We start from the raw sequence: 24447 nt of genomic DNA on the forward strand, positions 1-24447 counted from the left end.
TACCTCCGCGGTAATCGACTGCGGCGAACCCGCGCGAAACGATGTCCGCATGACCACAGCCAAGAAGATCGTCCTCGACTGTTTCGAGAACATGTTCGTACACAAGGACTTCGTCGCCGCGGGCAAGAACGTGCACCCGGACTTCGTCACGCACAGCCCGGGATTCCCCTCCGGCCGTGACGCTTTCGTGGAGGCGCTGCGGAATTCACCGATGGCGGGCGCGGACGTCTCGGTGAAACGCGTGATCGCCGACGACGAGCACGTCGTCGTGCACCTGCACGTCGTCCGGCCGGGCGAGGAATCCGGTGCGGCCGTCGTCGACATCGTCCGCGTGGAAGACGGGCTCATCGTGGAGCACTGGGACGTCAAGCAGCCGGTGCCGCCCGGCGCGCAGATGTTCTAGGACTTGATGATCAGGCAGGTGCTCGACGCCGTCGCGAGCACCTTGCCCTGCCCGTCGCGGAGGTCGCCCTCGGCGAACGCGACGCGCGAACCGGCCTTCACGACCCAGCCGTGCGCGCGGATCTCCCCCACCGAGCCGGAAATGGCGCGCAGGTAGTTCACCTTCAGCTCCACCGAGGTGTACCCGACGCCGGCGGGCAGGGTCGAGTGCACCGCGCACGCCACCGCCGAGTCCAGCAGGGTCGCCGCGACCCCGCCGTGCACGGTCCCGATGGGGTTGTACAGCGACTCGTCCGGCGTCGCGGCGATCACGACGTCGCCCTCGGCCACGCTCACCCAGCGCATGCCGAAATGCGCCGAGATCGGCGCCGGCGGGATCCGGCCCTCGGCGATACCGGTCAGGTACTCGAGCCCGGACAGTTCCCGGCCGAGCCGGGCGGTGGGCAGCGGATCCTGCCAGGTCACGGTCTTCTGCCTGGTCTGCCCGGTGACATCGGTGGTCATGGCCCGCCTCCTATGACGATCGTCCCAGACTTTCCTAAGACGGTCGTCCTAGTCAAGGACTATGCTGAGGGACGTGTCCGACACCACCACCCGCGAGCGGATGATCTCGACCGCGATGACGCTCTTCCGCCGCGAGGGCTATCAGGCGACCTCGTGGCGGCGGCTGGTCGAGCAGGCCGGGACGCCGTGGGGGTCGGCGTACCACCACTTCCCCGGCGGCAAGGAACAGCTCGCGGTCGCCGCGATAGAGCTCGGCACCGCCGTCGTGGCGAAGACGGTCCGCCGCGCCTTCGAGCGCAACGAGACCGTCGAGGACGCCGTGGCCTGGTGGTATCGCAAGGCGGGCGAGGCGCTGGCCGCCGACGACTACCGGGGCGGCTGCCCGCTCGCCACGATCACTTTGGAGATGGCGAACGCCTCGCCCGCGATCACCAAGGCGTGTCAGGACGCGTTCGCCGCCTGGCACACGCTGCTCGTCGAACTGCTCGGTGCGATCAAGGATCCCGAAGACGTCGCCACGGCCATCATGAACAACCTCGAAGGAGCCCTGCTGGTCAGCCGGGTCCACCGGTCGTCCGACGCGCTGGACAGGGCCGCGCGGCATGTCGCGCTCGTGATCCACGCCGCCTGACGAAGCCGAGCGAGCACCGCCGAGCGCGGGTAGCGTGGCCAGACATGATCGGTCTGCCCGACACCATCACGGCCTGCCTCTTCGACCTCGACGGCGTACTGACCGGAACCGCGGCCCAGCATCGCGCAGCGTGGAAACGCACATTCGACGAATTCCTGCGCGCCCGCGACGGTGACGCGTTCTCGCCGTTCACCGACAACGACTACGCGGCCTATGTCGACGGACGGCCGAGGGCCGACGGCGTCCGCACGTTCCTCACCTCGCGCGGGATCGAACTGCCCGAAGGCAGTCCGGACGACGGCATCGACGCCGCCACCGTCAACGGGATCGGAAACCGGAAGAACCAGCTGGTACTGAAGATCATCGAAGACGAGGGCGTGACCCCGTACCCGGGTTCCGTCCGATATCTGGAGGCCGCGAAGGCGGCGGGGTTGCGTATCGGCGTCGTCACCTCGTCGGCCAACGGCGCGAAGGTGCTCGACGCCGCCGACCTGACCAAGTTCGTCGAAACGCGGATCGACGGGATCGTGATCACCGAGAGGAACCTGCGCGGCAAACCCGCCCCCGATTCGTTCCTCGCCGGCGCCGAGGCGTTCGGTGTCGCACCGGCGAACGCGGCCGTCTTCGAAGACGCCCTCGCGGGTGTGCAGGCGGGCAAGGACGGCGGTTTCGGTTACGTGGTCGGGGTGAACCGCGCGCATCAGGCGGGCGAACTGCTCGCGCACGGCGCCGACGTCGTGGTGGACGACCTCGCCGAACTCCTGGAGGACCGCAAGTGACCGAATCGCTTCTCCGCGGCTACGAGGTCGCGCCCTGGGAGCTGCGCTGGCACGGAATGGACGTCGACGCGTTGCAGCGCACCGAATCGGCGTTCGCGGTGTCCAACGGGCACATCGGCCTGCGCGGCACGCTGGAGGAGGGCGAACCGCGCGGTCTTCCCGGCACCTACCTCAACGGCTTCTACGAACAGCACGATCTTCCTTACGCGGAAACCGGTTACGGGTACCCCGAAGAGGGCCAGACCGTCGTCAACGTGACCGACGGCAAGATCATCCGGCTGCTGGTCGAGGACGAGCCGCTCGACATGCGGTACGGCCAGGCGACCGAACACGACCGCGTCCTCGACTTCCGGAAGGGCACCCTCGCGCGGGACACCGTCTGGTCTTCGCCGACCGGCCGCCGGGTCCGGGTGAAGACCGAACGCCTGGTCTCCTTCACCCAGCGGGCCGTCGCGGCGATCCGGTACGAGGTCGAACCGCTCGACGACGAACTCCAGCTGGTGGTGCAGTCGGATCTGCTGGCGAACGAACCGATCGAGTCCGACACGCGGGATCCGCGGGTCGCGGCGGCGCTGGAGTCGCCGCTGGTCGCGGAATACCACCACGCGGAGGCGTATCACGCCGTACTGGTGCACCAGACCCGGAAATCCGGGTTGCGGATGGCCGCCGCGATGGACCACAAGATCGACGTCTCCGACGGCGTGCGCACGCATATCGAGGCCGAGGACGATCTGGCGCGGCTCACCATCGCCGTCGACGTGCCCAAGGGCGGGCGGTTGCGGATCACGAAGTTCCTCGCCTACGGCTGGTCCGCGCAGCGTTCGGTGCCCGCCGTGCGCGCGCAGGTCGAAGCCGCGCTGGCCGGGGCCCGGCAGACCGGCTGGAAGGGGTTGCTCGCCGAGCAGAAGGAGTTCCTCGACGATTTCTGGGAGACGTCGGACATCGAGATCGAGGGCGACCCGGAACTGCAGCAGGCCGTGCGGTTCGCGCTCTTCCACCTCCTGCAGGCCGGGGCCCGCGGCGAGACGAGGGCGCTGGCGGGCAAGGGGCTGACCGGGCCCGGCTACGACGGGCACGCGTTCTGGGACACCGAGACCTTCGTCCTTCCCGTACTCACCTACAGCATGCCGGACGCCGCCCGCGACGCACTGCGCTGGCGTCACTCCACTTTGGACAAGGCGCGGGAAAGGGCGGCGCAGCTGGGTTTACGCGGCGCCGCGTTCCCCTGGCGGTCCATCAACGGCGCGGAGTGCTCCGCGTACTGGCCGGCGGGCACGGCGGCGTTCCACGTCAGCGCGGACATCTCCGACGCCGTCGTGCGCTATCTCAACGCCACCGGCGACGACGAGTTCATGCGGACCTGCGGCGCGGAACTGCTCCTCGAAACCGCGCGATTGTGGTTGTCGCTCGGGCATTACGACCGGCGGGGCCGGTTCCGGATCGACGGCGTCACCGGACCGGACGAGTACTCCGCGGTGGCGGACAACAACGTCTACACGAACCTGATGGCCCGCCGGAACCTGTTCTACGCCGCCGAAATCGTCGGTCAGCACGACGACGTGGCCCGGCGGTTCGAGGTCGGCGCGGACGAGGTCGCGTCGTGGCGCAAGGCCGCCGACGCGATGCTCGTGCCCTACGACGAGGACCTCGGCGTACACCCGCAGTCCGAAGGGTTCCTGGAGCACGACGAGTGGGATTTCGAGGCGACGGACCCCGATTTCTACCCGCTGCTGCTGAACTACCCGTATTTCGACCTCTACCGCAAACAGGTGGTCAAGCAGGCGGATCTCGTACTCGCGCTGCATCTGTGCGGGGATTCCTTCTCCTCAGACGAAAAGGCGCGCGACTTCGCCTACTACGAGGCGCGGACCGTACGGGATTCCTCGCTGTCGGCGGGAACGCAGGCGGTGGTGGCGGCCGAGGTCGGGCATCTCGAACTGGCCTACGACTACCTCGCCGAGGCGGCGCTCACCGACCTGCACGACGTGCACAACAACGTCCGCAACGGTCTGCACATGGCCTCGCTGGCGGGCGCGTGGCAGGGCACCGTCGCCGGTTTCGGCGGGCTGCGCGACTACGGCGGGCGGCTGACCTTCGCGCCGAGGCTGCCGCCGCAGCTCCGGCGGATCGCGTTCCGGCTGACCTTCCGCGGCACCCGGTTCCAGGTCGAGATCGACGGCGAGGGCGCGACGTACCACGTCATCACCGGGGCGCCGCTGGAACTGGCGCACCACGGCGAGACATTCACGGTGACCGCCGAGCCGGTGCGGCTGCCGATCCCGGCACTCGACCCGGGTCCGGCGCCGGTGCAGCCCGCGGGCCGCGCTCCGGCACGGAGGCAGCCGAAGGACGGGTGACCGGTCCGTCAGTCCGGCGGTTCGACCGGTACTTCGCCGCTGCCCGGCACGCCGTCGACCTCCTTGGTCCCGTGCGGGCCGACGTCGGGGTTGGGCGCGCTGGGCACGTCGGTCTTCGGCTGGATCTTGCGAAGGTCGTCGAGGTCTTCTTCCTCGTCCTGCCCGATGCTCTTCTTGCTTTCCCTCATGTGTCCGGGGTACCCGCTCGCGGCCGGATGCGCCAGTCTTCAAGCGGCTTTCGCCGGTTCGCCCTCCAGCGTGACCAGCCCGTCGAGCATGCCGAGCAGCAGCCCGTCCCTGGTGGACCACGGGCAGATGGCGACCTGGCCACCGGCCAGCGTCAGCAGCGCCTCGGCGACGATCGCGCCCGCGAGGGCCTGGTGGGAGCGCTGTCTCGAAATGCCCGGCAGTTCGGCGCGGCGTTTGGCAGGCAGCTTCGCCAGCCGCGGGATCCACGCGCGAAGGTCGTCGAGGTGCAGTTCCCGGGAGCGGGACGGCCGGTCGCCGGCGAGCCGGGCGAGCTGCCGCAGCACCTTGGAGCAGCCGACGGCGCGATGGTCGCGGATTTGCGGGAGGACGTCCTGCATCGCGTCGCGGACCTCGTCGAGCACATGTTCCCGCATCGCCCGCACGACCTTGGGCGACGGGCACTCGGTGGCGAACCAGTCCCGGGTGAGTGACCGGGCGCCGAGCGGCAGGGAGTGCGCGAATCCCGCCTCCTCGCCGTCCCCGGCGGCGAGCTCGACGGTCCCGCCGCCGATGTCGAGCACCAGCAGCCCGCCGGCGGAAGCGCCGTACCACCGGCGCGCGCCGACGTAGGCGAGTTCGGCCTCGCGGCGGCCGGTGAGGAACCGCAGCTTGACCCCGCTGGCCTTCTCGACGTCGCGGACGACCTGCTTGACGTTGCTCGCGTCGCGGATCGAGGAGGTCGCGAGCGGGTACACGCGTTCGACGCCGTGTTTGGCGGCCATCGTCATCCCCGCCTCGACCGCGGAAGCGACGGCGTCGATACCGCGCCGGGTCAGGTTGCCGTCATCGTCGAGTTCCCTGTCCAGCCGCAGCCGCGTCTGGTGGCTCAGCGCGGGGTCGAGCGGCGAACCGCCCTTGGCCAGGACCACCAGCCGTGCGCTGAACGACCCGACGTCCAGGACCGCGGCGGATGGCTCGCCGATCTGCTTGCGCACGCGAGGCACCTCACCTTCGTCGCGAACGGATTCCCCCGAGGTCTCGCTTTCACTCCTGATAATGGCGGATTTTCCGGCCGTTCAGGCGTGGTTTACGTGCTCTTTTCACCGGGAGGGCGTTTTTTGACCACGAAGGGGGTACACCGACGCAGGTCAAGCGTACCTTATCGATACAGGTGAGAGGTTCGCCTCCCCGCCGAGCGCCTAGCCGACGAGTTCGCGAAGCTTCGAAACCTGCGCCACACGGGCCTCACGACCGGGCAGTAGCGGGTTGACCACCAGCGTGGTCGCACCAGCCTCACGGAAGGCGGCGAGGCGCTCCTTGACGTAGCCCTCGGGTCCGATCAGCGAGATCGCCCGGATCAGCTCCTTCGGCACCGCCGCGGCGGCCTCGTCCTTCTTGCCGTCCAGGTAAAGGTCCTGGATGAGCTTCGCTTCGGCCTCGTAGCCGTACCGCTGAGCGAGACTGTTGTAGAAGTTCTTCCCGCGCGCGCCCATGCCGCCGATGTAGAGCGCCAGCATGCCGCGAAGGTGGTCCAGCAGGCCTTCGACGTCGTCACCGATCGCCAGCGCGGTGCCGACGAAGGTGTCCAGCTCGCCCAGTGACGGGTCGCGCTTCGCCTTGCCCTCGGCCAGCGACGCGCCCCAGACCTCGGCGGCCTTCTCGGGGTGGAAGAAGATCGGCTCCCAGCCCTCGGCCAGTTCGGCGGTGAGCGCGACGTTCTTCGGGCCGATCGAGGCCAGCAGGATCGGGATCCGGGCGCGCACCGGGTGGTTGATCAGCTTCAGCGGTTTGCCGAGGCCGGTGCCCTGCTCGGGTGGCAGCGGGATCGAGTAGTGCGTGCCGGAGTGCACCACCTTCTCCCGCCGCCACACCTGACGGCAGATGTCGATGATCTCGCGGGTCCTGGCGAGCGGCGCGTCGTACTTCACGCCGTGGAAACCCTCGATGACCTGCGGACCCGACGCGCCGATGCCGAGGGTGAACCGGCCGTCGGAGACGAAGTCCAGCCCGGCGGCGGTCATCGCGGTCAGCGTCGGGGTCCGCGTGTAGATCTGGAAGATGCCCGAGGCGATCTGGACCCGTTCGGTCTTCGCCGCGACGTAGCCGAGCTGGCTGACCGCGTCGAACGAATAGGCCTCGGGGACGAAGACGATGTCCAGCCCGGCCTTCTCCAGCTCGACGATGTCCGCCACGCTGTCGGCGAAACCACCGGCGTAGCTGATCGCGGTCCCGATCCTCATCGGCATCTCCTCGTGAAGTTACTGAGCGTTCGCTTAGCTTAGACCGAGGGGTCCTGCGCGGCCACCCACTCCTTCACCACGTCGTCCAGCACGCGCAGCGGAAGGATCCCGTTGCTCAGCACGACCTCGTGGAAGCCCTTGATGTCGAACCGGTCGCCGAGCGCGGCCTCGGCCTCGGCCCGGATCCGCTCGATCTCGAGCCGTCCCACCATGTACGACAGCGCCTGCCCGGGAACGGCGGCGTAGCGGTCGATCTCGGCCTCGATCTCGACCCCGGCCATCGGCGTGTTCTCGGCCAGATAGTCGACGGCCTGCTGACGGCTCCAGCCGAGCGCGTGCATCCCGGTGTCGACGACGAGCCGTCCGGCGCGCATCGAATCCTGGGTGAGCATGCCGAACCTGGTCAGATCGCTGGAGTACAGGCCCATCTCGTCGGCGAGCCGCTCCGAGTAGAGACCCCATCCTTCGACGTAGGCGTTGACGTCGGCGTGCCCGCGCAACATCGGCAGGCCCTTGAGCTTGTGCGCGATGCAGATCTGGAAGTGGTGCCCCGGCACGGCTTCGTGGAAGGCGATCGCCTCGCTCGTGTGCTTCGGGCGCTGCTCGGCCTCATGGGTGTTCGCGTAGTAGGTGCCCGGCCGCGAGCCGTCGAGCGACGCCTCGATGTAGTACGCCAGCGTGCCGCCGGGCGCCTCCGCGGGCGGGACCGGCTCCACCTGGCACCGCTCCTCGGGCACGGTCGAGAACCACCGCGGGGCGACGGCTTCGGCGCGGGTGATGGCGTCACGCGCGGCGTCGAGCAGTTCGTCGCCGTCCCGCCAGCGCAGGGCCGGGTCGGTGCGCAGCCGCTCGAAGATCTCCTCGAGATCCTTGGTACCGAAGATCTTCTCGCCCAGCTCGCGATACTGGTCGGCCAGCTTCGCGATCATGTCGAGGCCGGTGTCGTGCAGCTCCCGCGCGGTGCGCTCGGTGGACGTGTGCGCCCGGATCAGCGCGGCGTACTTCTCCTGCCCGCCCGGGAGCGCGCAGAGACCCGGCTCGGTTTCCGGCTTCGCCACGGGACGCAGCTCGTCGGCGAGGAAGTCGCGATACCGCGTGTAGGCGGGCCGGACGACCTCGGCCAGCAGCCGGTCCCGTTCGGTTTCGTAGCCCTCGACGGAGACGGACGCGGTGAGCGCCAGCGGATCCCCCGCCTCGTCACCGAGATAACGCTCCACGTAAGCGATCCCGCCTTCGACGAGGAAGCCGGGCGGGACCAGCCCGTCGGCCGCCGCCGCGCGCTGACGCACGATCAGGGCGTCCAGGTAGGCGCCCATGCCTTCCAGCCGCTTCAGGTAACCGCGGACCTTTTCCTCGTCGTTCAGCGACAGCACCGCGAGTTCGTTGAGCAGGAACAGCGCGGGCGAGGCCAGCCCGTCGCTGACCGAGAACTCCGCGGCACGGGCGTCGATGACGTCGACCATCGCCTTCGCCTGCTGGATCACGACCTCGCGGGTGACCACCTCGGCCGGAGAAAGCCCTTCGGTGTCAAGAGCTTCGGCGCGCTCGGCGATGGCGACCGCCGTCGCGCGCTGCGCGATCGCGGCCTCCGCGCTCGGATCGGGCAGCGCGCCTTCGTCGCCGGGGAGCCCGAGAAGCGAGCGCCACAGCGGAAGCTCCTCGAACTTGAGCTCCATCAGCTCGTCGGCGAGACCGTTCGGGGTGTCGCCGTGGCCGGCGACCCAGTCGCGGACCACACCGTCCAGCACCGAGAGCGGCAGCCCGCCGCCGCCGAGTACGACGTCGTGGAAGGCCTTGATGTCGAACCGGCCGCCCAGCTTCAGTTCGGCCTCGGCACGGATGCGCTGGATCTCCAGCCGGCCCACCATGTACGACAGCGCCTGGCCGGGGAAGGCGATGTACCGGTCCACTTCGGACTCGATCTCCACCGGCGCCATCGGCGTGTTCTCGGCGAGGAAGTCGATGGCCTGACGGCGGCTCCAGCCCAGCGCGTGCAGCCCGGTGTCGACGACCAGCCGTCCGGCGCGCATCGAATCCATCGTCAGCATGCCGAGCTTCGCGATGTCGTCGGAGTACAGGCCCATCTCGTCGGCGAGACGCTCGGTATACAGGCCCCAGCCCTCGGCGTACGCGGTGAAGTCGCCGATGCGGCGCAGCAGCGGGAGTTCGGTGAGGCCCTGCGCGAGGCTCAGCTGGAAGTGGTGGCCGGGAATGGCCTCGTGGAACGCCGTCGCCTCGGCCGCGTGCCGGAATCGCTCCTCCGCCTTGTGGGTGTTGGCGAAATAGATCCCGGGCCGGGAGCCGTCGACCGCGGGCCACATGTAGTACGCGGCGGGCGCGCCGGGCGCGGATTCGGCGGGAACCGGCTCGACCGTCCACGGCTGCGGCGGGATCCGGCCGAACCACTTCGGCGCCTCGGCCTCGGCCCTGGTGATGGCCGCGCGGGCGGAGTCGAGCAGCTCGTCGGCACCGGACCAGCGCAGGGCCGGATCGGAGCGGAGCTTGGTGAAGATCTCCTGGAGATCGCTGGTGCCGAAGACCCGCGAGCCGTACTCGCGGTACTCGGCGGCGAGGCCCGCGATCACGTCGAGCCCGGTCTGGTGCAGCTCACGCGGGGTGCGGTCGGTCGTCGTGTGCATCTCGGCGAGCAGGGCGTAGATGCGCTCGCCGTCGGGCAGCCAGCAGACGCCGGGCTTGTCCTCGGGACGGCCGTGCGGCGCGATCTCCTTCGCGAGCACCTCACGGTACTCGGCGATCGCGGGCCGGACGACGTCACGCAGCAGTTCGGCGCGGCGGGCCTCGAAGTCCTCGTCGGGGGCGGGCTGGCGCGACAGCGGATCGGCCGACGGCTCGGCGAGGTGCCGGTCGAGGTACGCGACGGCGTTGTCGACGAGGTAGGCGACCGGGACCAGGCCGCGGGCGACGCCGTCACGGTGCCGCTGAGCGGCCTGCCGGAGGTACTCCGGGATCGCGGCGATCCGTCCGAGGTGCGCCTCGGCCTGCGCGCCCGTCCCGACCGACATCATCGGCAGGACGGTGAGCACCTCGGCGGCGGGCGAGATGAACAGGTCACTGACGGTGAACTCGACGAATCGCGAGTCCAGCAGCGCGATCCTCGACCGCGCCATCGCGATCAGGACGTCACGGGTGGTCTTCTCCTCCGCGCTCAGACCGTCGGTGGCGAGTGCCTCGGCCCGCTCGGCGAGCCCGGCCAGCCGCGCGCGGAAGGCGTCCCCGGCGGCCTCGCTGAGATCGCTGAGCCCGGTCGATTCCGGGCGGAAGCCCTGTAAAGCGGGCATGACCGGCTCGGCGTCGAAGAGGGCTTCGACGAACTCGTCGGCGAGGGCGGAGACTTCGCTCATGTTTTCTTTCCCCAGAGGTCGATGGAGGCGGTGACCCGACCCTAATGGAGACCGCGTACTACCGAAGCCGGGTTTTGCCGCGCTCGGGCGGCCTCTCCCCGCGGCGCCGAGGGCGAGACGGTAGCGTTCCCGGACGTGGCCGTGACCGATCCCGTGGACATCCGCCTGCTCGCCGCCCTCGCGGACCTGGGCAAGGCGGCGGTCCACGAACTCGCGGCCAAGGTCGGGATGGACCCGCGCGAGGTCGCGTACCGCCTGGTCGCCCTCTCCGGCAGCGGGTTGCCGCTGCTCGTGGGCGTGGAAAGCGACCCGAACGGTCTACGGGCCGCCATCGCGAGCGCGCCGCCCTCATGGGCTCAGCAGCCCCAGCAACCTCCGCAGCTCCAGCGTCCGCCGGGGCATTCGGGACCGCACAACGTCCAGGGCACCCCCTCCGGGCCGTACAACGTCCAAGGCACGCCGTCGGGCGCGTACAACGTGCACGGCACGCCGTCGGGCCGCTATCCCGGTCCGCCGTCGGCCCCGGTGCGCCAGCAGATGGCACCGCCTCCGCGGCCGCCCGCTCCGCAGCAGTTCGCGCCGCCCCCGATGGCGCCCGCCGACCCCGTGATGAGCACCTGGGGCGTCCCGCAGACCGCGTCCTGGGCACGCGGCGACGAACAGCAGGTCACCCCGCAGGCCGCCCCGGAAGGCAAGAAGGGCCGCACCGGTGACGTGATGGAGACCCAGGGTCTGGAGGGCGAGCAGCTCACCGTGCAGTTGCTCGAGGTCCAGGACCCGGCGGACTACCTGTTCAGCGCCGCGGGCTACTCGCTGGAAGCCGGGGAACGGTCGGTCGTGGTGCACACCGAGATCACCAACCGCGGCAACATCCCGTTCGTGTCGCTCCCGGACAACTACCTCGAACTGCTCACCGCGGACGGCAAGCCGATCACGAAGGCGCCGGTCTCGCTGACGTCGCGGCCGCCGCACAAGATCGGCGTCCGGCCCGGGGAGACCCTGGGCGGGCACACCGTCTACGTGCTGCCGGACGCGACCCGCGTGGTCGCCGTGCGCTGGTCACCGCGGCCCGAGCCGGACGAGCGCACGCTGACCTGGTCGATCGAGGACTGACGCGCCCGTTCCGCATTCAGAGGACTGAATGCGGGCAGTGCCTAGTTCTCGTCCTGCAGGGTCCGCAGCGCGTTGGCCAGGTCGTCCGGGTACTCCGACTCGAACTCGACCCAGCGCCCGTCGGACGGGTGGGCGAAGCCGAGTGTCTTCGCGTGCAGCCACTGCCGGGAGAGCCCGAGCTTGCGCGCCAGCACCGGGTCGGCGCCGTAGGTCAGGTCGCCGACGCAGGGGTGCTTGAGCGCCGAGAAGTGCACGCGGATCTGGTGCGTGCGCCCGGTCTCGAGTTTGATCTGGGCCAGCGACGCGGCGCGGAAGGCCTCGACGACCTCATAGTGCGTGACGCTGGGCCGCCCGCCCTGGACGACGGCGAACTTGTAGTCGTGCCGGGGGTGCCGGTCGATCGGCGCGTCGATGGTGCCGCGCGTCGGGTCCGGGTGGCCCTGCACGATGGCGTGGTAGCCCTTGTCGACGGTCCGCTCCTTGAACGCCCGCTTCAGCACGGTGTACGCGTGCTCGCTCTTCGCCACGACCATCACGCCGGTGGTGCCCGCGTCCAGCCGGTGCACGACGCCCTGGCGTTCCGCGGCACCTGAAGTCGCGATGCGCAGCCCTGCCGCGGCGAGCCCGCCGACGACCGTCGGCCCGGTCCAGCCGGGGCTCGGGTGCACGGCGACGCCGACCGGCTTCGCGATCACCACGATGTCGTCGTCGTCGTGCAGGATCTTCATGCCTTCGACGGGTTCCGCGACGACCTCGATGGCCGACGCGGGATCGGGCAGCGTCACTTCGAGCAGTCCGCCGGCGGTCAGCCGGTCCGATTTCCCGGCGGGCCTGCCGTCGAGGAGGACCTCGCCGGATTCGGCCAGCTCCGCCACGACAGTGCGGGAAAGCCCCAGCAGTTTCGCCAGCCCCGCGTCGACGCGCATGCCGTCGAGCCCGTCGGGAACGGGCAACATCCGCGCGCTCATTCGCTCGCCGCCTTCTTCTTGTCCTTTGTAGACGTTCCATCGTAGTCCTTGCCCAGCAAGGAAAGGATCACGATGAGCACGCCGCCGACGCAGATCGCGGAGTCGGCGACGTTGAAGATCGCCCAGCCCTGCCCGTTCGGCGCGAACGCGGAGATCATGTCGACCACGTGCCCCTGCAGCGGGCCGGGCGCGCGGAAGATCCGGTCGGTCAGGTTGCCGAGCGCGCCCGCCAGCACCAGGCCGAGGCCGATCGCCCAGCCGACCGAGCGCAGCCGCCGGGACAGCCAGACGATGGCGATCACGACGGCGATCGCGACCAGCGCGAGCACCCAGGTCAGCCCGGTCGCCATCGAGAAGGCGGCACCGGGGTTGCGCACCAGCTGGAAGTACACGAGCCCGCCGAGGAACTCGACCGGCTGCCTGCCCTCCAGCGTGGACACGGCGATCTGCTTGGTGAGGAGGTCGATCCCCCACAGCACCGCGGCGACGGCGAACACCACGGCGACGCGCTTCTTGGGCAGCGGTGGCGACGGTGGCGCCGTTTCGGGCTCAGTACTCACCGCCCCATTGTCCACTGAGTGTGTTCAGGACTCCCCGGCGGCCGTCTTCGGCCTGCTCAGCAGCGCCGCGAACGCCCCGGCGAGCACGACCAGCGACGACAGCACCAGCGCGAGCTGCCCTTGAGCGAGCACGACCGCGCAGAGCACGAACGCGGCGGCCACGACCAGCACCAGCACGCTGCGCTCCAGCCAGGCGAGCCCGGCCAGGCCCAGCGTCAGCAGGATCGCGCTCCGGGTGTCGCCGTCGAGATCGAATTCCCAGTAGCCGACCAGATCCGCCAGCACGATGGCGACCAGACCGCCGAGCGCGATCGCGGCGACCTTCCACCAGCGCATGGCCTTCGTCCGGATGGCGTAGAACAGCACCGTGCCGAGGTAGACCGCGAGAACGGCGAACAGCCAGCCGTCCGTCCGTCCGGCGGCGACGTCGAACGACATGTCCAGCGCGGCCGCGGTCTCACGGCTCATCTCGACGCCGTACAAGCCCACGTACCGGCCATCACCGACCCCATACAGATTCTGGGTCAGGAACTGCTGCCCACCGGCCGGCGCGTAGGCGAACCAGCCCCCGGACCACATCCCGCCGAAAGCCACCACAAGCAGCTGGGCGAATCCCAGCGACGCCAGCGGAAACCAGTAACGCGGTCGCTCGTTCCCCATGCGGGGTGAGGGTAGTGGATCAGGCGCAGAACGGGGGAAGCTCCCGCGGATCGTTCTCCGGCACCCAGCGGCCTTCCGGCTTCTCGTACTGCCAGCGCGCGCCGCGGGCGACGATCTGGCGCAGCGCCAGGACGATCCGGTCCACGTGCTCGGTGGTGCTCCCGAGGCCGAGGCTGACCCGCACGGCCTGCTGCCCCGTCGAGCCGGCCACGGCGATCAGCCGCTTCGTCGCCACGTGCGCGCAGAACGCGCCGTCTCGCACGCCGATGCCGTATTCCGCGGACAGCACCGCGGCGAGCCAGCCAGGGTCGAAGCCGTCGACGACGAAACTGAGCGTGCCGACCCGGTCGACCGGCGCGTCGAACAGCCGCAGTTCGGCGAAGCCGGGGATGGCGGCGAGGCCGCGGCGCAGGCGCGCCAGCAGTTCCTCCTCGTGGGCGACGATCCCATCCCAATTCGCGGCCAGGGTCTCGCAGGCGACCCCGAGCGCGTAGACGCCGACGGTGTTGGGGGAACCGGCTTCGTGCCGCTCGGGACCGGAATTCCAGACCACGCCGAGGTTTTCGGAGTCACGGTTGACGAGTTTCGTCGCGCCGCCACCGGCGAGGTACGGCTGAGCCGCGCGCAGCCAGTCGGCGCGGCCGATCAGCGCGCCGGCACCGAAAGGCGCGTACAGCTTGTGCCCCGACAGCGCGACGTAATCGACGCCCAGTTCGCGTATCGAGATCTTCCGGTGCGGCGCGAGCTGCGCCGCGTCGAGCGCGATCCGGGCGCCGTGCCGCCGCGCGACGGCCACGATCTCCTTGACCGGCAACAGTTCCCCGGTCACGTTGGACGCGCCGGTGAGCACCACGAGACGCGGGCCCTGCGGGCAGTCCGCGAGCGCTTCGTCCACAGCGGACACCGCGGCGAGGCGGGTCCGAGGGGTTTCGATCCGGCGGACGTTCGGCCCCTTCCACGGCAGCAGCGCGGCATGGTGCTCGGTGTCGAACACGACGACCGAGGTGTGCTTCGGCAGGCTGCGCGCGAGAAGGTTGAAGGAATCGGTGGTGTTGCGGGTGAACACGACGGTGTCGGTCGACCGAGCGTCGACGAACTCGCGCAGGATTCCGCGCGTGCGCTCGTAAAGCTTGGTCGAGACCTGCGAGGCGAACCCGGCGCCGCGGTGCACGCTGGCGTACCAGGGCAGGAATTCGTCGACCGCGGAACGCACCTTGTCCAGACAGGGGGCGCTCGCCGCGTGATCGAGGTTGGCGTAGCCGATGTCGCCGCCGGTGACCAGCGGAACCCGCAGATCGGCGCAAGCGACCGCCGGGATTTCGCGGGTGGCAACGGTTTCAGCGGGAACACTGGTGCGTTCGAGAGCGAGAGTCATCGTCGTCCTCCGGGTCAGGGGACCCGACGAGGATCCCGCGCTTGCCCGTCGCACCACGCGACGAGCCAGGTCCTCACCCGGGGCACCCCACCGCGGTAGGAGGGTTGCCGGTCAGCTAGCCGGGGCTTGACGCTGACACTCGTGACCTACGGACGAAGTTAGCGGATGGGCGGGCGATCGAGCCAGCCCTCGTCCGCATCTTGAGACGCCGCTCACGTGCTCCGCAAGCGGGAAGAACCGCTGCCCGGCGCCGCGCCGCGCCGGGCAACGGCAGGTCAGACCCGGAATCGGCCGGGCAGCGGGACGGTCGCGCGGGAGGAGACCTCGGTCGCGGTGCCGGAGTACTGATCGGTGCCCGCGGTGAACTGCCAGCCGCCGAAGGTCTTGCCGTCGACGGCCTCGCCATAGGCCTCGGCGACCTTGGTCGACACCTCGTCGTAGGACATACCGTTCCAATTGCCCGCGCCGACCCCGAAATCGCGCGAGTCGCCGCCCTGCGCGGCGGCCGTGGGCAGGGTCCACAGGGTGAAGTGCACGTGGGCGCCGGTGCTGCTGCCACCACAGGGCAGCGCGTTGCCGGTCCGGCCGAGGGCGTCGCCCGGGGCGACCTTCTGGCCGTCGGTGACCGAGATGCCTTCCAGGTGGTAGTACCCGGTCCGCCAGCCGCCGTCGTGGTCGACGGTCACCCAGCCACCACCGGAGCAGTGCTGGATCCGCACCGTTCCGGCCAGCGGGGCGCGAACGGTCTTGTCCCCGGGGCTGAAGTCGATGGCGTTCTTCACTCCGGACGTGCCGTTGTCCGAGTGGATCCCCGCCGAGTAGACCGACTGGCCCGTGCCGAAGGGCAGCCCGAACGCGGGGAAAGCACCGGCCGAGTGCGCAGCAGTCGCCGTCGGAGCGGCGAGAACCACTCCGACGAGTGCCACAGCGGCCCCCAGACCGGCGAACCGCACAGGAAGTTTCGTCACCTTGCGTACTCCTTACCCCGCGACACTCACCCATTCGATGGAGTCGATTGCGGGGAAAGTAATCCAAAAGGAGTACGGAAGGGAAGAATTTTCTGAGATCAACCGACGAACAGCTGGTGCCGGTTCGTGACCTACTGGCCGGATTCGCCCTTCCACCTGGCGAGACGGCCGGCGCGGTCGACGGCCCGCAGGCGTCGTTCGGCCGCGTCACGGGCTTCAGCGGTGGTCACGACGAGTAACTGGTCGCGTTCCTGGAGCCTGGTGTTCTTGTTCGGTGTGAAGCCGGAGCCGTCGCGGACGAGGAGGCTGATCGTCGCCCCCGCGGGCAGCCGCAGTTCGGCCAGGTAGACGCCGTGCATCTTGGATCCGGTGTTGATCCGGACCTGCAGGAGTTCCGCGCCCATCTCGTCGAGCGGCGCGGAGTCGACGTCGATCTCGTGCGCCTCGGCATGCTGGGCGAGGCCGAGCACTCTCGCGAGCGGCGTCAGCGTCGCTCCTTGGAGCAGTGTCAGCACGATGACCAGCACGAACACCGCGTCGACCAGCTCCTGCGCACCCGGCACCCCGGACGACAGCGGGATCAGCGCGAGCACGATCGGGACCGCCCCGCGCAGCCCGGCCCAGGACAGGAACACCTGTTCTCGCCAGGGAATCTTGAACGGCAGCGCCGACAGCAGCACCGACAACGGGCGGGCGAGCAGCAGCACCACCGCGCCCGCGACCAGGCCCTGGATCAGGCTTTCGAAGATCCTGCTCGGCGAGGCGAACAGGCCGAGCAGTACGAACAGGCCGATCTGCGCGAGCCAGCCGAGCCCTTCGGCGAAGGACAGCGTGTCCGACCGGTGCGGCAGCTTAGAGTTCCCCAGCACCAGGGCCGCGACGTAAGTGGCGAGCAGGCCCGACGCGTGGGCGAGCTGCCCGCTCGAGTACGCCACGACGCACACCGCGACCGTGGCCAGCGGATACAGACCGGTGGCGGGAAGCGCCGCCCGGCGCAGCGCGAACGCCCCGCCCCAGCCGAAGGCCAGGCCGATCACCAGCCCGGCGGCGAGTTCGTAGACCACCAGAAGCGGCAGCGACCAGTCGATGGTCGCGCCCTCGGCGAGGACGACGACGGCGATGTAGGCCGGGGCGTCGTTGATGCCCGACTCGATCTCCAGCGCGCCGACGAGCCGCTTGCCGATCCCCGCGGATCTCAGCACCGAGAAGACCGCGGCGGCGTCGGTCGAGGCCAGTACCGCGCCCCACAGCAACGCCATCCGCCAGTCCAGTCCCAGCAACCAGTGCAGGGCGGCGCCGGTGACCGCGATACTCACCACCACGGCCACTGTGGACAGTGCGATTCCGATGCCCAGCGAGGGTTTCACGGCCGACCACCGGGTGGTGAGGCCACCTTCGGACAGGATCATCACCAGCGCCGCGAGGCCGAGCGACTGGGTGAGCTCGGGGTTCTCGTACTGGATGCCGAACCCGGCTTCGCCGAGCAGGACCCCCATCCCCAGGTACAGCAGCAGCGAAGGAAGGCCGACCCGGATCGACACCCGGACGGCGATCACGGCGACAAGAAGCACGGCGCCACCGGTGCCGAGGATGAGCGGGAGTTGCTCCATGTCGCCTCCCGTTCCGGTCGCCGTGAGGGCTCCAGAATAGTGAGGCGGTGCTCGTCACTCGTCCGTGTACCGGCCGAAAGCCGTCCGGCCCGCCTGTGTTACAGACTGTCCATTAGGGACTGCGCAGGGCCACCAGGTCGACGCCGAGTTCCGCGAACGGCTTATCCGCCGCGGGCAGGACTTTCACCGCGCGGTTGCCCTCACGGGACAACCAGCCGGCGCTCACTCCGTGTGACAGTAACGCCGAGGGGACCCGGCCCGCCAAATGATCACGCCGGACCGTCCAATCCAGACAGTCACGCAGCATCGGGCGGCGGCCGTCGTCGATCTCCACCCCGAGCGCGCCGAGCACCTCGCGACCGCGACCGGTCAGCGTCAGGCCGCCGGCGTCGTCGATCAGCCCGGCGGCTAGCATCCCGTCCCGCAACGCGACCCCGACCGTCCCGGCGAGGTGGTCGTAGCAGGTCCTGGCGAACTCGAGCCGCTTCACCCGCACCGACGACCGTAACCCCTTCACCGGCCGGCGTTCGGCGTGCTGCGCCAGATGCTCGATCAGCTCCGCCACCCGGGGGTCGGCTATCCGGACGTAACTGTGCCTCCCCTGCTTGACCCGCACGACGAAGCCGGCCTCGGTCAGTTTCGTCACGTGCTCGCTCGCCGTCGACGCGGCCACCTCGGCCGCGCCCGCCAGCTCGGTCACCGTCCAGGCACGCCCGTCGAGCAGCGCGAGACACATCGACGCGCGGCTCGGATCGGCGAGCACGGCCGCGACCTCGGCCAGGGCGATCGTTTCCATGGGTCCACCGTAGAAGACCGACGGTTCGGCGACCGCCGAAGCGTCAGCCCGCCAGGAATTTCGCCGCCAGCTGCACCGCGGGTTTGGAGTCGTCGGAACCTTCGAGCATGACGGCGAAAGCCACGTCACCGCGGTAGCCGACGAACCAGCCGTTGGCGTCCGCACCCGATCCGAACTGCGCCGTCCCGGTCTTGCCGAAGACCGCTCCGCTGCCCTTCAGCGCCTTCGCCGTCCCGGTCGTGCAGACCTCGCGCATCATCGCGCGGACCTGGTTCAGCACTCCCGCCGGCGGCGCCTGGTACCCGGCGTTGACCTTGGTCTCCAGGCCCTGCCACAGCTTCGGGACCACCGGCTTCCCCGTGGCGACCGTCGCGGCCATGAGCGCCGCGCCCAGCGGGCTGACCTGCACCCTGCCCTGCCCGATCCCGGCTTCGACCTGCTCGTCACCGCTGCCGGACGGCTCCACCTTGCCGGTCTCCGTCGCGAGCCCCGGGATCTCGAAGTCGGCGTTGAGGCCGAACTGGCTCGCGGCCTTCGCGAGACCGTCCGCGGGCAGCTGTTCGGCGAGCCGCCCGAAGGTCGTGTTGCACGACGCGGCGAACGCCGTCTTCAGCGAGACGGTCCCCAGGTCGAACCCGCTGTCGTTTTTGAGCGTGCGGGTTCCGATCTGCGCACTGCCCGGGCAGGCCAACGGGGAGTCCGCGGTGACGCCGCCCTGCTGCAACGCCGCGGTCGCCGTGGCGATCTTGAAAGCCGAACCCGGCGAGTACAGGCCGTTGAGGGCCTTCGGCTGGTTCCCGGCCGCGCCGTTCTGCGCGACCGCCAGTAGCTCGCCCGAGGTCTTCATCGCGACGATGATCGCCGGGCCTTGAAAGCCGTCGACGGCTTTCTGGGCGGCGGTCTGGGAGGCCACGCTCAAGGTCGAAACCAACGGCTTGTCCGTCTCGGCAGACTGTCCGAAGAGCGTCTCGACCGGTTTTCCGGAGGCGTCCACACGAGACACGGTGACGGTCGCTCCGGTGCCGCTGTTCTCCCCGGAGGCGACCTTGGACAACGCCCCCTGCAGGATCGGCGCGACACCCGCCGCGTCCCCGCCGACGAGGGCCTTGCCGTCACGGTCGGCCACCACCGGTTTGGCCGAAACCGGCGCGACGGCGAGCCGCTGCCCGGCTTCGAGCTTCGGGTGGATCACCGACATCGCCCAGCGGACGACCCATTTCCCGGCGTTGCGCACCAGGTCCAGCTTGCCCTCGTACTTCCAGACGCTGTTGCCGGCGAAAGTCCACGCGACGTGGAAGGTGGCCGACGTCGAAGGCGCGTCACCCGGCGTCGTCGGGACCTCGCCGAGGGACGTTTTGACGGACGCCCCGTTGAGCGTGTTGCGCGTCCCGGTCAACGCGGCCGTGGCGGCCGCCGGATCGTCGACCGGGGCGGTGGTCAGGTCACCCATGTCGAACAGCCGCAGGAACCGGGCGGCGACCTGCGCCGGGCTGTCCTGCGCGTTCTCGGTGGACTCCCCCGGGCCGGCGGCGGCCGCGGGCGCCCGGTCCTCCTTGACCAGCAGCACCACCGCGGCCACCACGATGGCGACGACCGCCAGCGCGGCGCCGATCAGGATCCCTCTTTTCCGGGCAGGACTCATGGATTCGCTCTCCCCCAGTGTGGCGCGCCCCTCGCGCGCCCCCGGGCGCCAGCCTGCCGTTTGCCCCCGCGCAAGGCGCGCTTCGGGCGGGAAAGCCGCTGATCCGAATCCTTTTCGTGATCCCGGTGATCGGCACCTCTTGACTGCAATGAAAGGCCCCTTCATTGCAAAATTTGCAATGAAGGGGCCTTTCATGTCACTCGCGAGGGTCAGGCCTTGGCGACCGCCACGGTCACCTTGGTGCCCTCCCCGACCGTCCCGGCCGAGCCGTCGGCGACGTCGCCGTAGGCCACCGAAGTCGCCAGCGTCTCCGACGCGATGAACTCCTCGTGCGTCTTCGCGGCCGTGACCACGTCTTCCGGCGCGTCGACCGTCAACGCGATCCGGTCGGCGACGTCCAGTCCGGCGTCACGGCGGGCTTGCTGCACGACCCGGACCAGGTCGCGGGCCAGGCCCTCGGCCGCCAGTTCGTCGGTCACCTCGGTGTCGAGCAGCACCAGCCCGGCCCCGCCCGGCAGTTCCGCGGCCGCGCCGCCACCCTTGGCGACCAGACGCCGGTCGTACTCGCCTTCGACGAGCTCGATCCCGGCGGCCACGACGGCGCCGCTCTCCGAAGTCGTCCACTCACCGGCCTTGACGGCCTTGATCACCGTCTGGACGTCCTTGCCGAGCCGCGGCCCGGCGGCGCGGGCGTTCACCGCGACCTCGAACCCGCCGTGCGCGGCGACGTCCGTGGTCAGCTCGACGGATTTGACGTTGACCTCGTCGCGCAGGATGTCGGTGAAGTCGCGCAGCGAGTCGGCCTCGTGCGCGGCGACGACCAGCTTGGCCAGCGGCAGCCGCACCCGCAGCTTGTTCGACTTCCGCAGCGAGAGCGCCGAAGACGCCACCTGGCGCACCCGGTCCATCGCCGTCACCAGCGCCGCGTCGGCGGGCAGGTCGAGCGCGTTCGGCCAGTCGGTCAGGTGCACCGAACGGCCGCCGGTCAGCCCGCGCCAGACGACCTCGGTGGTCAGCGGCAGCAGCGGCGCCACCACCCGCGACGTCACCTCCAGCACGGTGTGCAGGGTGTCGATCGCATCCTGCTCGCCCGCCCAGAACCGGTCGCGCGACCGGCGCACGTACCAGTTCGTCAGCACCTCGAGGAAGTCACGAACGGTCGAGCAGGCACCGGCGACGTCGTAGGTGTCGAGCGCGTGCTCGACGTCGGTCACCAGTTCGTGGGTCTTCGCCAGCACATACCGGTCGAGGATGTGCTTCGAATCCGTGCGCCACTGGCCTTCCACGCCCTCGGCGTTCGCGTAGAGGGCGAGGAAGTAGTACGAGTTCCACAGCGGCAGCACGGCCTGGCGGACGGCGTCGCGGATGCCCTTGTCGGTGACGACCAGGTTCCCGCCGCGCAGGATCGGGCTCGCCATCAGGTACCAGCGCATCGCGTCGGAGCCGTCGCGGTCGAAGACCTCGTTGACGTCCGGGTAGTTGCGCAGCGACTTGGACATCTTCTGCCCGTCCGAGCCGAGCACGATCCCGTGCGAGACGCAGGTCCGGAACGCCGGCCGGTCGAACAGCGCGGTCGCCAGCACGTGCAGCAGGTAGAACCAGCCGCGGGTCTGCCCGATGTACTCGACGATGAAGTCGCCCGGATAGTGGTGCTCGAACCACTCGGTGTTCTCGAACGGGTAGTGCACCTGCGCGTACGGCATCGAACCCGAGTCGAACCAGACGTCGAACACGTCCTCGATCCGGCGCATGGTGGACTTCCCGGTCGGGTCGTCCGGGTTCGGCCGGGTCAGCTCGTCGATGAAGGGCCGGTGCAGGTTCTCCAGCCGCACGCCGAAGTCGCGCTCGAGCTCGTCGAGCGAGCCATAGACGTCCGTGCGCGGGTACGCCGGATCGTCCGACTGCCACACCGGGATCGGCGTGCCGAAGTACCGGTTGCGGGAGACCGACCAGTCGCGGGCGTTCTCCAGCCACTTGCCGAACTGGCCGTCCTTGACGTTCTCCGGGTACCAGGTGATCTGCTGGTTCAGCTCGACCATCCGGTCCTTGAACTCGGTCACCGCGACGAACCACGACGAGACGGCGCGGTAGATCAGCGGGTTCCGGCAGCGCCAGCAGTGCGGGTACGGGTGCTCGTAGGTCTCGTGGCGCAGCAGTACCGCGCCCTGACGGCCGGCGGAACCGGTGCCGTTCTTGAGGTCCTTGATGATGTTCGGGTTGGCGTCGAAGACCTGCTGACCCTCGTAATCCGAGACGGTCGCGTCGAACTTGCCCTGCGCGTCCACCGGCGTGACCGGGACGATCCCGGCCGCGTCGGTGACGACCTTGTCCTCTTCACCGTAGGCGGGCGCGATGTGGACGACACCGGTGCCGTCCTCGGTGGTGACGTAGTCCGCGGACAGCACGCGGTGCGCGTTCTCGTGCCCGGTGAAGTACGGGAACGGCGGGGCGTAACGGGTTCCGAGCAGTTCGGTGCCGGTGTAGTGCCCGACGACCGCCGGCTCTTCACCGAGCTCGCGAGCGTACGAGGCGACGCGCGCTTCGGCGAGCAGGAACCGCTTGCCGTCGCTTTCCACCACGACGTAACGCACGTCCGGGTGCACCGCGGTCGCGAGGTTGGACGGCAGCGTCCACGGGGTCGTGGTCCAGATCAGGAGGTACGTGCCGTCGAGCTCGTTGTCGTTGCCCTCCAAGCGGAAACCGACCGTGACGGCCGGGTCCTGACGGCTGGCGTAGACGTCGTCGTCCATCCGCAGCTCGTGGTTGGACAGCGGGGTCTCGTCGCGCCAGCAGTAGGGCAGGACGCGGTAGCCCTCGTAGACCAGGCCCTTGTCCCACAGCTGCTTGAACGCCCAGATGACCGACTCCATATAGGACAGGTCGAGCGTCTTGTAGTCGTTGTCGAAGTCGACCCAGCGGGCCTGGCGGGTGACGTAGTCCTGCCATTCACCGGTGTAGCGCAGCACGGACTCGCGGCACGCGTCGTTGAAGACGTCGATGCCCATCGCGTCGATCTCGGACTTCTCGGTGATCCCGAGCTGGCGCATGGCCTCGAGTTCGGCGGGCAGGCCGTGGGTGTCCCAGCCGAAGCGGCGCTCGACGCGCTTGCCCTTCATGGTCTGGTAACGGGGCACCAGGTCCTTCACATACCCGGTGAGCAGGTGACCGTAGTGCGGGAGACCGTTGGCGAACGGCGGGCCGTCGTAGAAGACGTACTCGTTCGAACCGTTGACGCCGGGGTCGCGGGCGTCGATCGAGGCCTGGAAGGTCCGATCGGCTTCCCAATACGCGAGGACGCGTTTTTCCGACTCGGGGAACGAAGGCTGGGACGGGACGCCGGTCTCGCCGTCCATCTGTGCCTTGGGATACATCTTCGGTGCTCCTCAGATCCGACACTGCTCGTCTCTCTCGTACGGGCTCGCGCCCACACGGGGACGAGACGGCCGTTTCCGGCGCGTTCCGCGGTACCACCCCGCTTGCCCGGCCGGTGGTGTTCCGGCTGGGCCGCTCATTCGACGGCTGTGACGGGCCGTACCCGTCCGGTTCTACTGAGGGCTGGTCTGGTGAGGACACGGGCCCTGTTCTTCCGGAGGCTCCCCGGTGATGGCCGGATCGGTGCCAGTTGGTTCAAGGGTAGCGCGCGGGGGCAACCGGGTTGTCCGGGGTGGGCATATCGTTCGCGCGCCTGCTCCCCGTACAGCTTGCTTCGACGATACGCGAGAAGACTCGCTCGCCGGACAGACACGGACCTTCACGGCACTGCGCGGCAAGCGAGTCGACAGGTGGACCGGCGTGGAGATGGCACTGCGGGAAGATGTGGCGGGAACCGGCCCGCAATTCGCCGACCCCGACGTTCCCGGCCTTCAGCTGTACTGGCTACAAGCCTGGCTGGGACGACGGCAGCGCGGTGGAGATCGGCACCCATCAGGACGACGATGGCTTCGGCCTCCACGGCCGAACGTCGGACCAAGCCTCCGACGACGGCCATTGGAACGGGATCTATCGCTGGAGGCCCTTTCCCGAGTTGCCCACCGGTCCGGTCGATCACGTCTCCGTCTTCCACGAGCGGCATTTCCCGGCCAAAGTTCACTCCGGATCGGAGCACGGTCACTGGCGCCGGTCGGGGGTGAACTGGGAGGAGACACACGAAGGCGAGCTGGTCTTCCAACGGCTCGACGAATCGGTCCTCGCCTTCACTGATCTTGTCGCAGTCGAACATGTCCCTTGGGACACGGCGCGACAAGTCCATCCCGTAGCTTTCTGAGAGCGCGGACGTGTAGGTCGTTATACG

At 69.5% G+C, this 24447-nt stretch carries 20 protein-coding genes and 1 riboswitch; of the genes, 6 read left to right on the plus strand and 14 right to left on the minus strand.

Annotated elements, in window-relative coordinates:
• Nucleotides 1-49: 49 nt before the first annotated feature.
• A complete protein-coding gene (locus tag ACLJQ7_RS30070; protein WP_410651531.1) occupies nt 50-403 on the plus strand; it encodes a nuclear transport factor 2 family protein in 354 nt (117 codons plus the stop codon).
• Here the strand turns inward: ACLJQ7_RS30070 and ACLJQ7_RS30075 are convergent.
• Complete coding sequence (locus ACLJQ7_RS30075) at nt 400-906, minus strand: PaaI family thioesterase (protein ID WP_410651532.1); 507 nt, start codon at nt 904-906, stop codon at nt 400-402. The genes ACLJQ7_RS30070 and ACLJQ7_RS30075 overlap by 4 nt on opposite strands.
• Nucleotides 907-979: 73 nt before the next feature.
• Between ACLJQ7_RS30075 and ACLJQ7_RS30080 the strand changes: the two genes are divergently transcribed.
• Genes ACLJQ7_RS30080 through ACLJQ7_RS30090 form a run of 3 tightly spaced genes read left to right on the plus strand, consistent with a single transcriptional unit; the run spans nt 980 to nt 4673 of the window.
• Nucleotides 980-1537 (plus strand): TetR/AcrR family transcriptional regulator, encoded by a 558-nt coding sequence (locus ACLJQ7_RS30080; protein WP_410651533.1) that lies wholly within the window; start codon nt 980-982, stop codon nt 1535-1537.
• A gap of 44 nt (nt 1538-1581) precedes the next feature.
• Nucleotides 1582-2316 carry an HAD family hydrolase gene (locus ACLJQ7_RS30085; RefSeq protein WP_034319137.1) on the plus strand — a complete coding sequence of 245 codons (735 nt, stop codon included), beginning with the start codon at nt 1582-1584 and terminating at the stop codon, nt 2314-2316.
• Nucleotides 2313-4673 (plus strand): glycoside hydrolase family 65 protein, encoded by a 2361-nt coding sequence (locus ACLJQ7_RS30090; protein WP_410651534.1) that lies wholly within the window; start codon nt 2313-2315, stop codon nt 4671-4673. Before ACLJQ7_RS30085 ends, ACLJQ7_RS30090 begins: the two co-directional genes overlap by 4 nt.
• A gap of 8 nt (nt 4674-4681) precedes the next feature.
• Here the strand turns inward: ACLJQ7_RS30090 and ACLJQ7_RS30095 are convergent, their stop codons facing one another.
• The 4 genes from ACLJQ7_RS30095 to ACLJQ7_RS30110 form a co-directional block, all read right to left on the minus strand.
• Nucleotides 4682-4861: a hypothetical protein gene (locus ACLJQ7_RS30095; protein ID WP_410651535.1), complete on the minus strand. Its 180-nt coding sequence runs from the start codon at nt 4859-4861 to the stop codon at nt 4682-4684.
• 39 nt (nt 4862-4900) lie between these two features.
• On the minus strand, nt 4901-5857 hold the full coding sequence (locus ACLJQ7_RS30100) for a Ppx/GppA phosphatase family protein (protein ID WP_410651536.1): 957 nt from the start codon (nt 5855-5857) through the stop codon (nt 4901-4903).
• A 204-nt stretch (nt 5858-6061) separates the two neighbouring features.
• Nucleotides 6062-7102 carry an LLM class F420-dependent oxidoreductase gene (locus ACLJQ7_RS30105; protein ID WP_410651537.1) on the minus strand — a complete coding sequence of 347 codons (1041 nt, stop codon included), beginning with the start codon at nt 7100-7102 and terminating at the stop codon, nt 6062-6064.
• Between the two features lie 38 nt (nt 7103-7140).
• Nucleotides 7141-10464 (minus strand): DUF885 domain-containing protein, encoded by a 3324-nt coding sequence (locus ACLJQ7_RS30110; protein WP_410651538.1) that lies wholly within the window; start codon nt 10462-10464, stop codon nt 7141-7143.
• Nucleotides 10465-10599: 135 nt separating this feature from the next.
• Between ACLJQ7_RS30110 and ACLJQ7_RS30115 the strand changes: the two genes are divergently transcribed.
• The gene (locus ACLJQ7_RS30115; RefSeq protein ID WP_410651539.1) at nt 10600-11577 is read left to right on the plus strand and encodes an AsnC family protein; all 978 of its coding nucleotides are present in this window, start codon (nt 10600-10602) and stop codon (nt 11575-11577) included.
• A 41-nt stretch (nt 11578-11618) separates the two neighbouring features.
• On the opposite strand, the gene ACLJQ7_RS30120 is transcribed toward ACLJQ7_RS30115, so the two are convergent.
• The 9 genes from ACLJQ7_RS30120 to ileS all read right to left on the minus strand — a co-directional run bounded on the left by ACLJQ7_RS30120 (nt 11619) and on the right by ileS (nt 23527).
• Nucleotides 11619-12545 carry an RluA family pseudouridine synthase gene (locus ACLJQ7_RS30120; RefSeq protein WP_410651540.1) on the minus strand — a complete coding sequence of 309 codons (927 nt, stop codon included), beginning with the start codon at nt 12543-12545 and terminating at the stop codon, nt 11619-11621.
• The gene (gene lspA / locus ACLJQ7_RS30125) at nt 12542-13105 is read right to left on the minus strand and encodes a signal peptidase II (RefSeq protein WP_410651541.1); all 564 of its coding nucleotides are present in this window, start codon (nt 13103-13105) and stop codon (nt 12542-12544) included. Before lspA ends, ACLJQ7_RS30120 begins: the two co-directional genes overlap by 4 nt.
• A 24-nt stretch (nt 13106-13129) precedes the next feature.
• Entirely contained in the window at nt 13130-13765 is a 636-nt protein-coding gene (locus ACLJQ7_RS30130) for a hypothetical protein (RefSeq protein ID WP_410651542.1), read from the minus strand.
• Nucleotides 13766-13784: 19 nt separating this feature from the next.
• Nucleotides 13785-15140 (minus strand): aminotransferase class V-fold PLP-dependent enzyme, encoded by a 1356-nt coding sequence (locus tag ACLJQ7_RS30135; protein ID WP_410651543.1) that lies wholly within the window; start codon nt 15138-15140, stop codon nt 13785-13787.
• Nucleotides 15141-15172: 32 nt separating this feature from the next.
• Nucleotides 15173-15287: riboswitch (SAM riboswitch) on the minus strand.
• Nucleotides 15288-15415: 128 nt separating this feature from the next.
• On the minus strand, nt 15416-16108 hold the full coding sequence (locus tag ACLJQ7_RS30140; RefSeq protein WP_410651544.1) for a M23 family metallopeptidase: 693 nt from the start codon (nt 16106-16108) through the stop codon (nt 15416-15418).
• Between the two features lie 131 nt (nt 16109-16239).
• Nucleotides 16240-17718 carry a potassium/proton antiporter gene (locus ACLJQ7_RS30145; protein ID WP_410651545.1) on the minus strand — a complete coding sequence of 493 codons (1479 nt, stop codon included), beginning with the start codon at nt 17716-17718 and terminating at the stop codon, nt 16240-16242.
• A gap of 112 nt (nt 17719-17830) precedes the next feature.
• Nucleotides 17831-18514: an ArsR/SmtB family transcription factor gene (locus ACLJQ7_RS30150; RefSeq protein ID WP_410651546.1), complete on the minus strand. Its 684-nt coding sequence runs from the start codon at nt 18512-18514 to the stop codon at nt 17831-17833.
• Nucleotides 18515-18557: 43 nt separating this feature from the next.
• A complete protein-coding gene (locus tag ACLJQ7_RS30155; RefSeq protein WP_410651547.1) occupies nt 18558-20156 on the minus strand; it encodes a penicillin-binding transpeptidase domain-containing protein in 1599 nt (532 codons plus the stop codon).
• Between the two features lie 209 nt (nt 20157-20365).
• Nucleotides 20366-23527 carry an isoleucine--tRNA ligase gene (gene ileS / locus ACLJQ7_RS30160; protein WP_410651548.1) on the minus strand — a complete coding sequence of 1054 codons (3162 nt, stop codon included), beginning with the start codon at nt 23525-23527 and terminating at the stop codon, nt 20366-20368.
• A gap of 443 nt (nt 23528-23970) precedes the next feature.
• Here ileS and ACLJQ7_RS30165 point away from each other — a divergent pair, with 443 nt between their 5' ends.
• Complete coding sequence (locus tag ACLJQ7_RS30165; protein WP_410651549.1) at nt 23971-24420, plus strand: hypothetical protein; 450 nt, start codon at nt 23971-23973, stop codon at nt 24418-24420.
• The last annotated feature ends 27 nt before the right edge of the window (nt 24421-24447 follow it).

It is taken from the genome of Amycolatopsis sp. cmx-4-54 (assembly GCF_046548895.1).
Lineage (GTDB): Bacteria > Actinomycetota > Actinomycetes > Mycobacteriales > Pseudonocardiaceae > Amycolatopsis.

Excerpts from the sequence above, each read along its gene's own strand:
- ACLJQ7_RS30135 (WP_410651543.1), bottom strand. The coding sequence starts at position 15,140 with ATGACTCTCGCTCTCGAACGCACCAGTGTTCCCGCTGAAACCGTTGCC.
- ACLJQ7_RS30155 (WP_410651547.1), bottom strand. The coding sequence starts at position 20,156 with ATGAGTCCTGCCCGGAAAAGAGGGATCCTGATCGGCGCCGCGCTGGCG.
- ACLJQ7_RS30105 (WP_410651537.1), bottom strand. The coding sequence starts at position 7,102 with ATGAGGATCGGGACCGCGATCAGCTACGCCGGTGGTTTCGCCGACAGC.
- ACLJQ7_RS30145 (WP_410651545.1), bottom strand. The coding sequence starts at position 17,718 with ATGGAGCAACTCCCGCTCATCCTCGGCACCGGTGGCGCCGTGCTTCTT.
- ACLJQ7_RS30095 (WP_410651535.1), bottom strand. The coding sequence starts at position 4,861 with ATGAGGGAAAGCAAGAAGAGCATCGGGCAGGACGAGGAAGAAGACCTC.
- ACLJQ7_RS30165 (WP_410651549.1), top strand. The coding sequence starts at position 23,971 with ATGTGGCGGGAACCGGCCCGCAATTCGCCGACCCCGACGTTCCCGGCC.
- ACLJQ7_RS30130 (WP_410651542.1), bottom strand. The coding sequence starts at position 13,765 with ATGGGGAACGAGCGACCGCGTTACTGGTTTCCGCTGGCGTCGCTGGGA.
- ACLJQ7_RS30075 (WP_410651532.1), bottom strand. The coding sequence starts at position 906 with ATGACCACCGATGTCACCGGGCAGACCAGGCAGAAGACCGTGACCTGG.
- ACLJQ7_RS30120 (WP_410651540.1), bottom strand. The coding sequence starts at position 12,545 with ATGAGCGCGCGGATGTTGCCCGTTCCCGACGGGCTCGACGGCATGCGC.
- ACLJQ7_RS30070 (WP_410651531.1), top strand. The coding sequence starts at position 50 with ATGACCACAGCCAAGAAGATCGTCCTCGACTGTTTCGAGAACATGTTC.
- ileS (WP_410651548.1), bottom strand. The coding sequence starts at position 23,527 with ATGTATCCCAAGGCACAGATGGACGGCGAGACCGGCGTCCCGTCCCAG.
- ACLJQ7_RS30085 (WP_034319137.1), top strand. The coding sequence starts at position 1,582 with ATGATCGGTCTGCCCGACACCATCACGGCCTGCCTCTTCGACCTCGAC.
- ACLJQ7_RS30150 (WP_410651546.1), bottom strand. The coding sequence starts at position 18,514 with ATGGAAACGATCGCCCTGGCCGAGGTCGCGGCCGTGCTCGCCGATCCG.
- ACLJQ7_RS30110 (WP_410651538.1), bottom strand. The coding sequence starts at position 10,464 with ATGAGCGAAGTCTCCGCCCTCGCCGACGAGTTCGTCGAAGCCCTCTTC.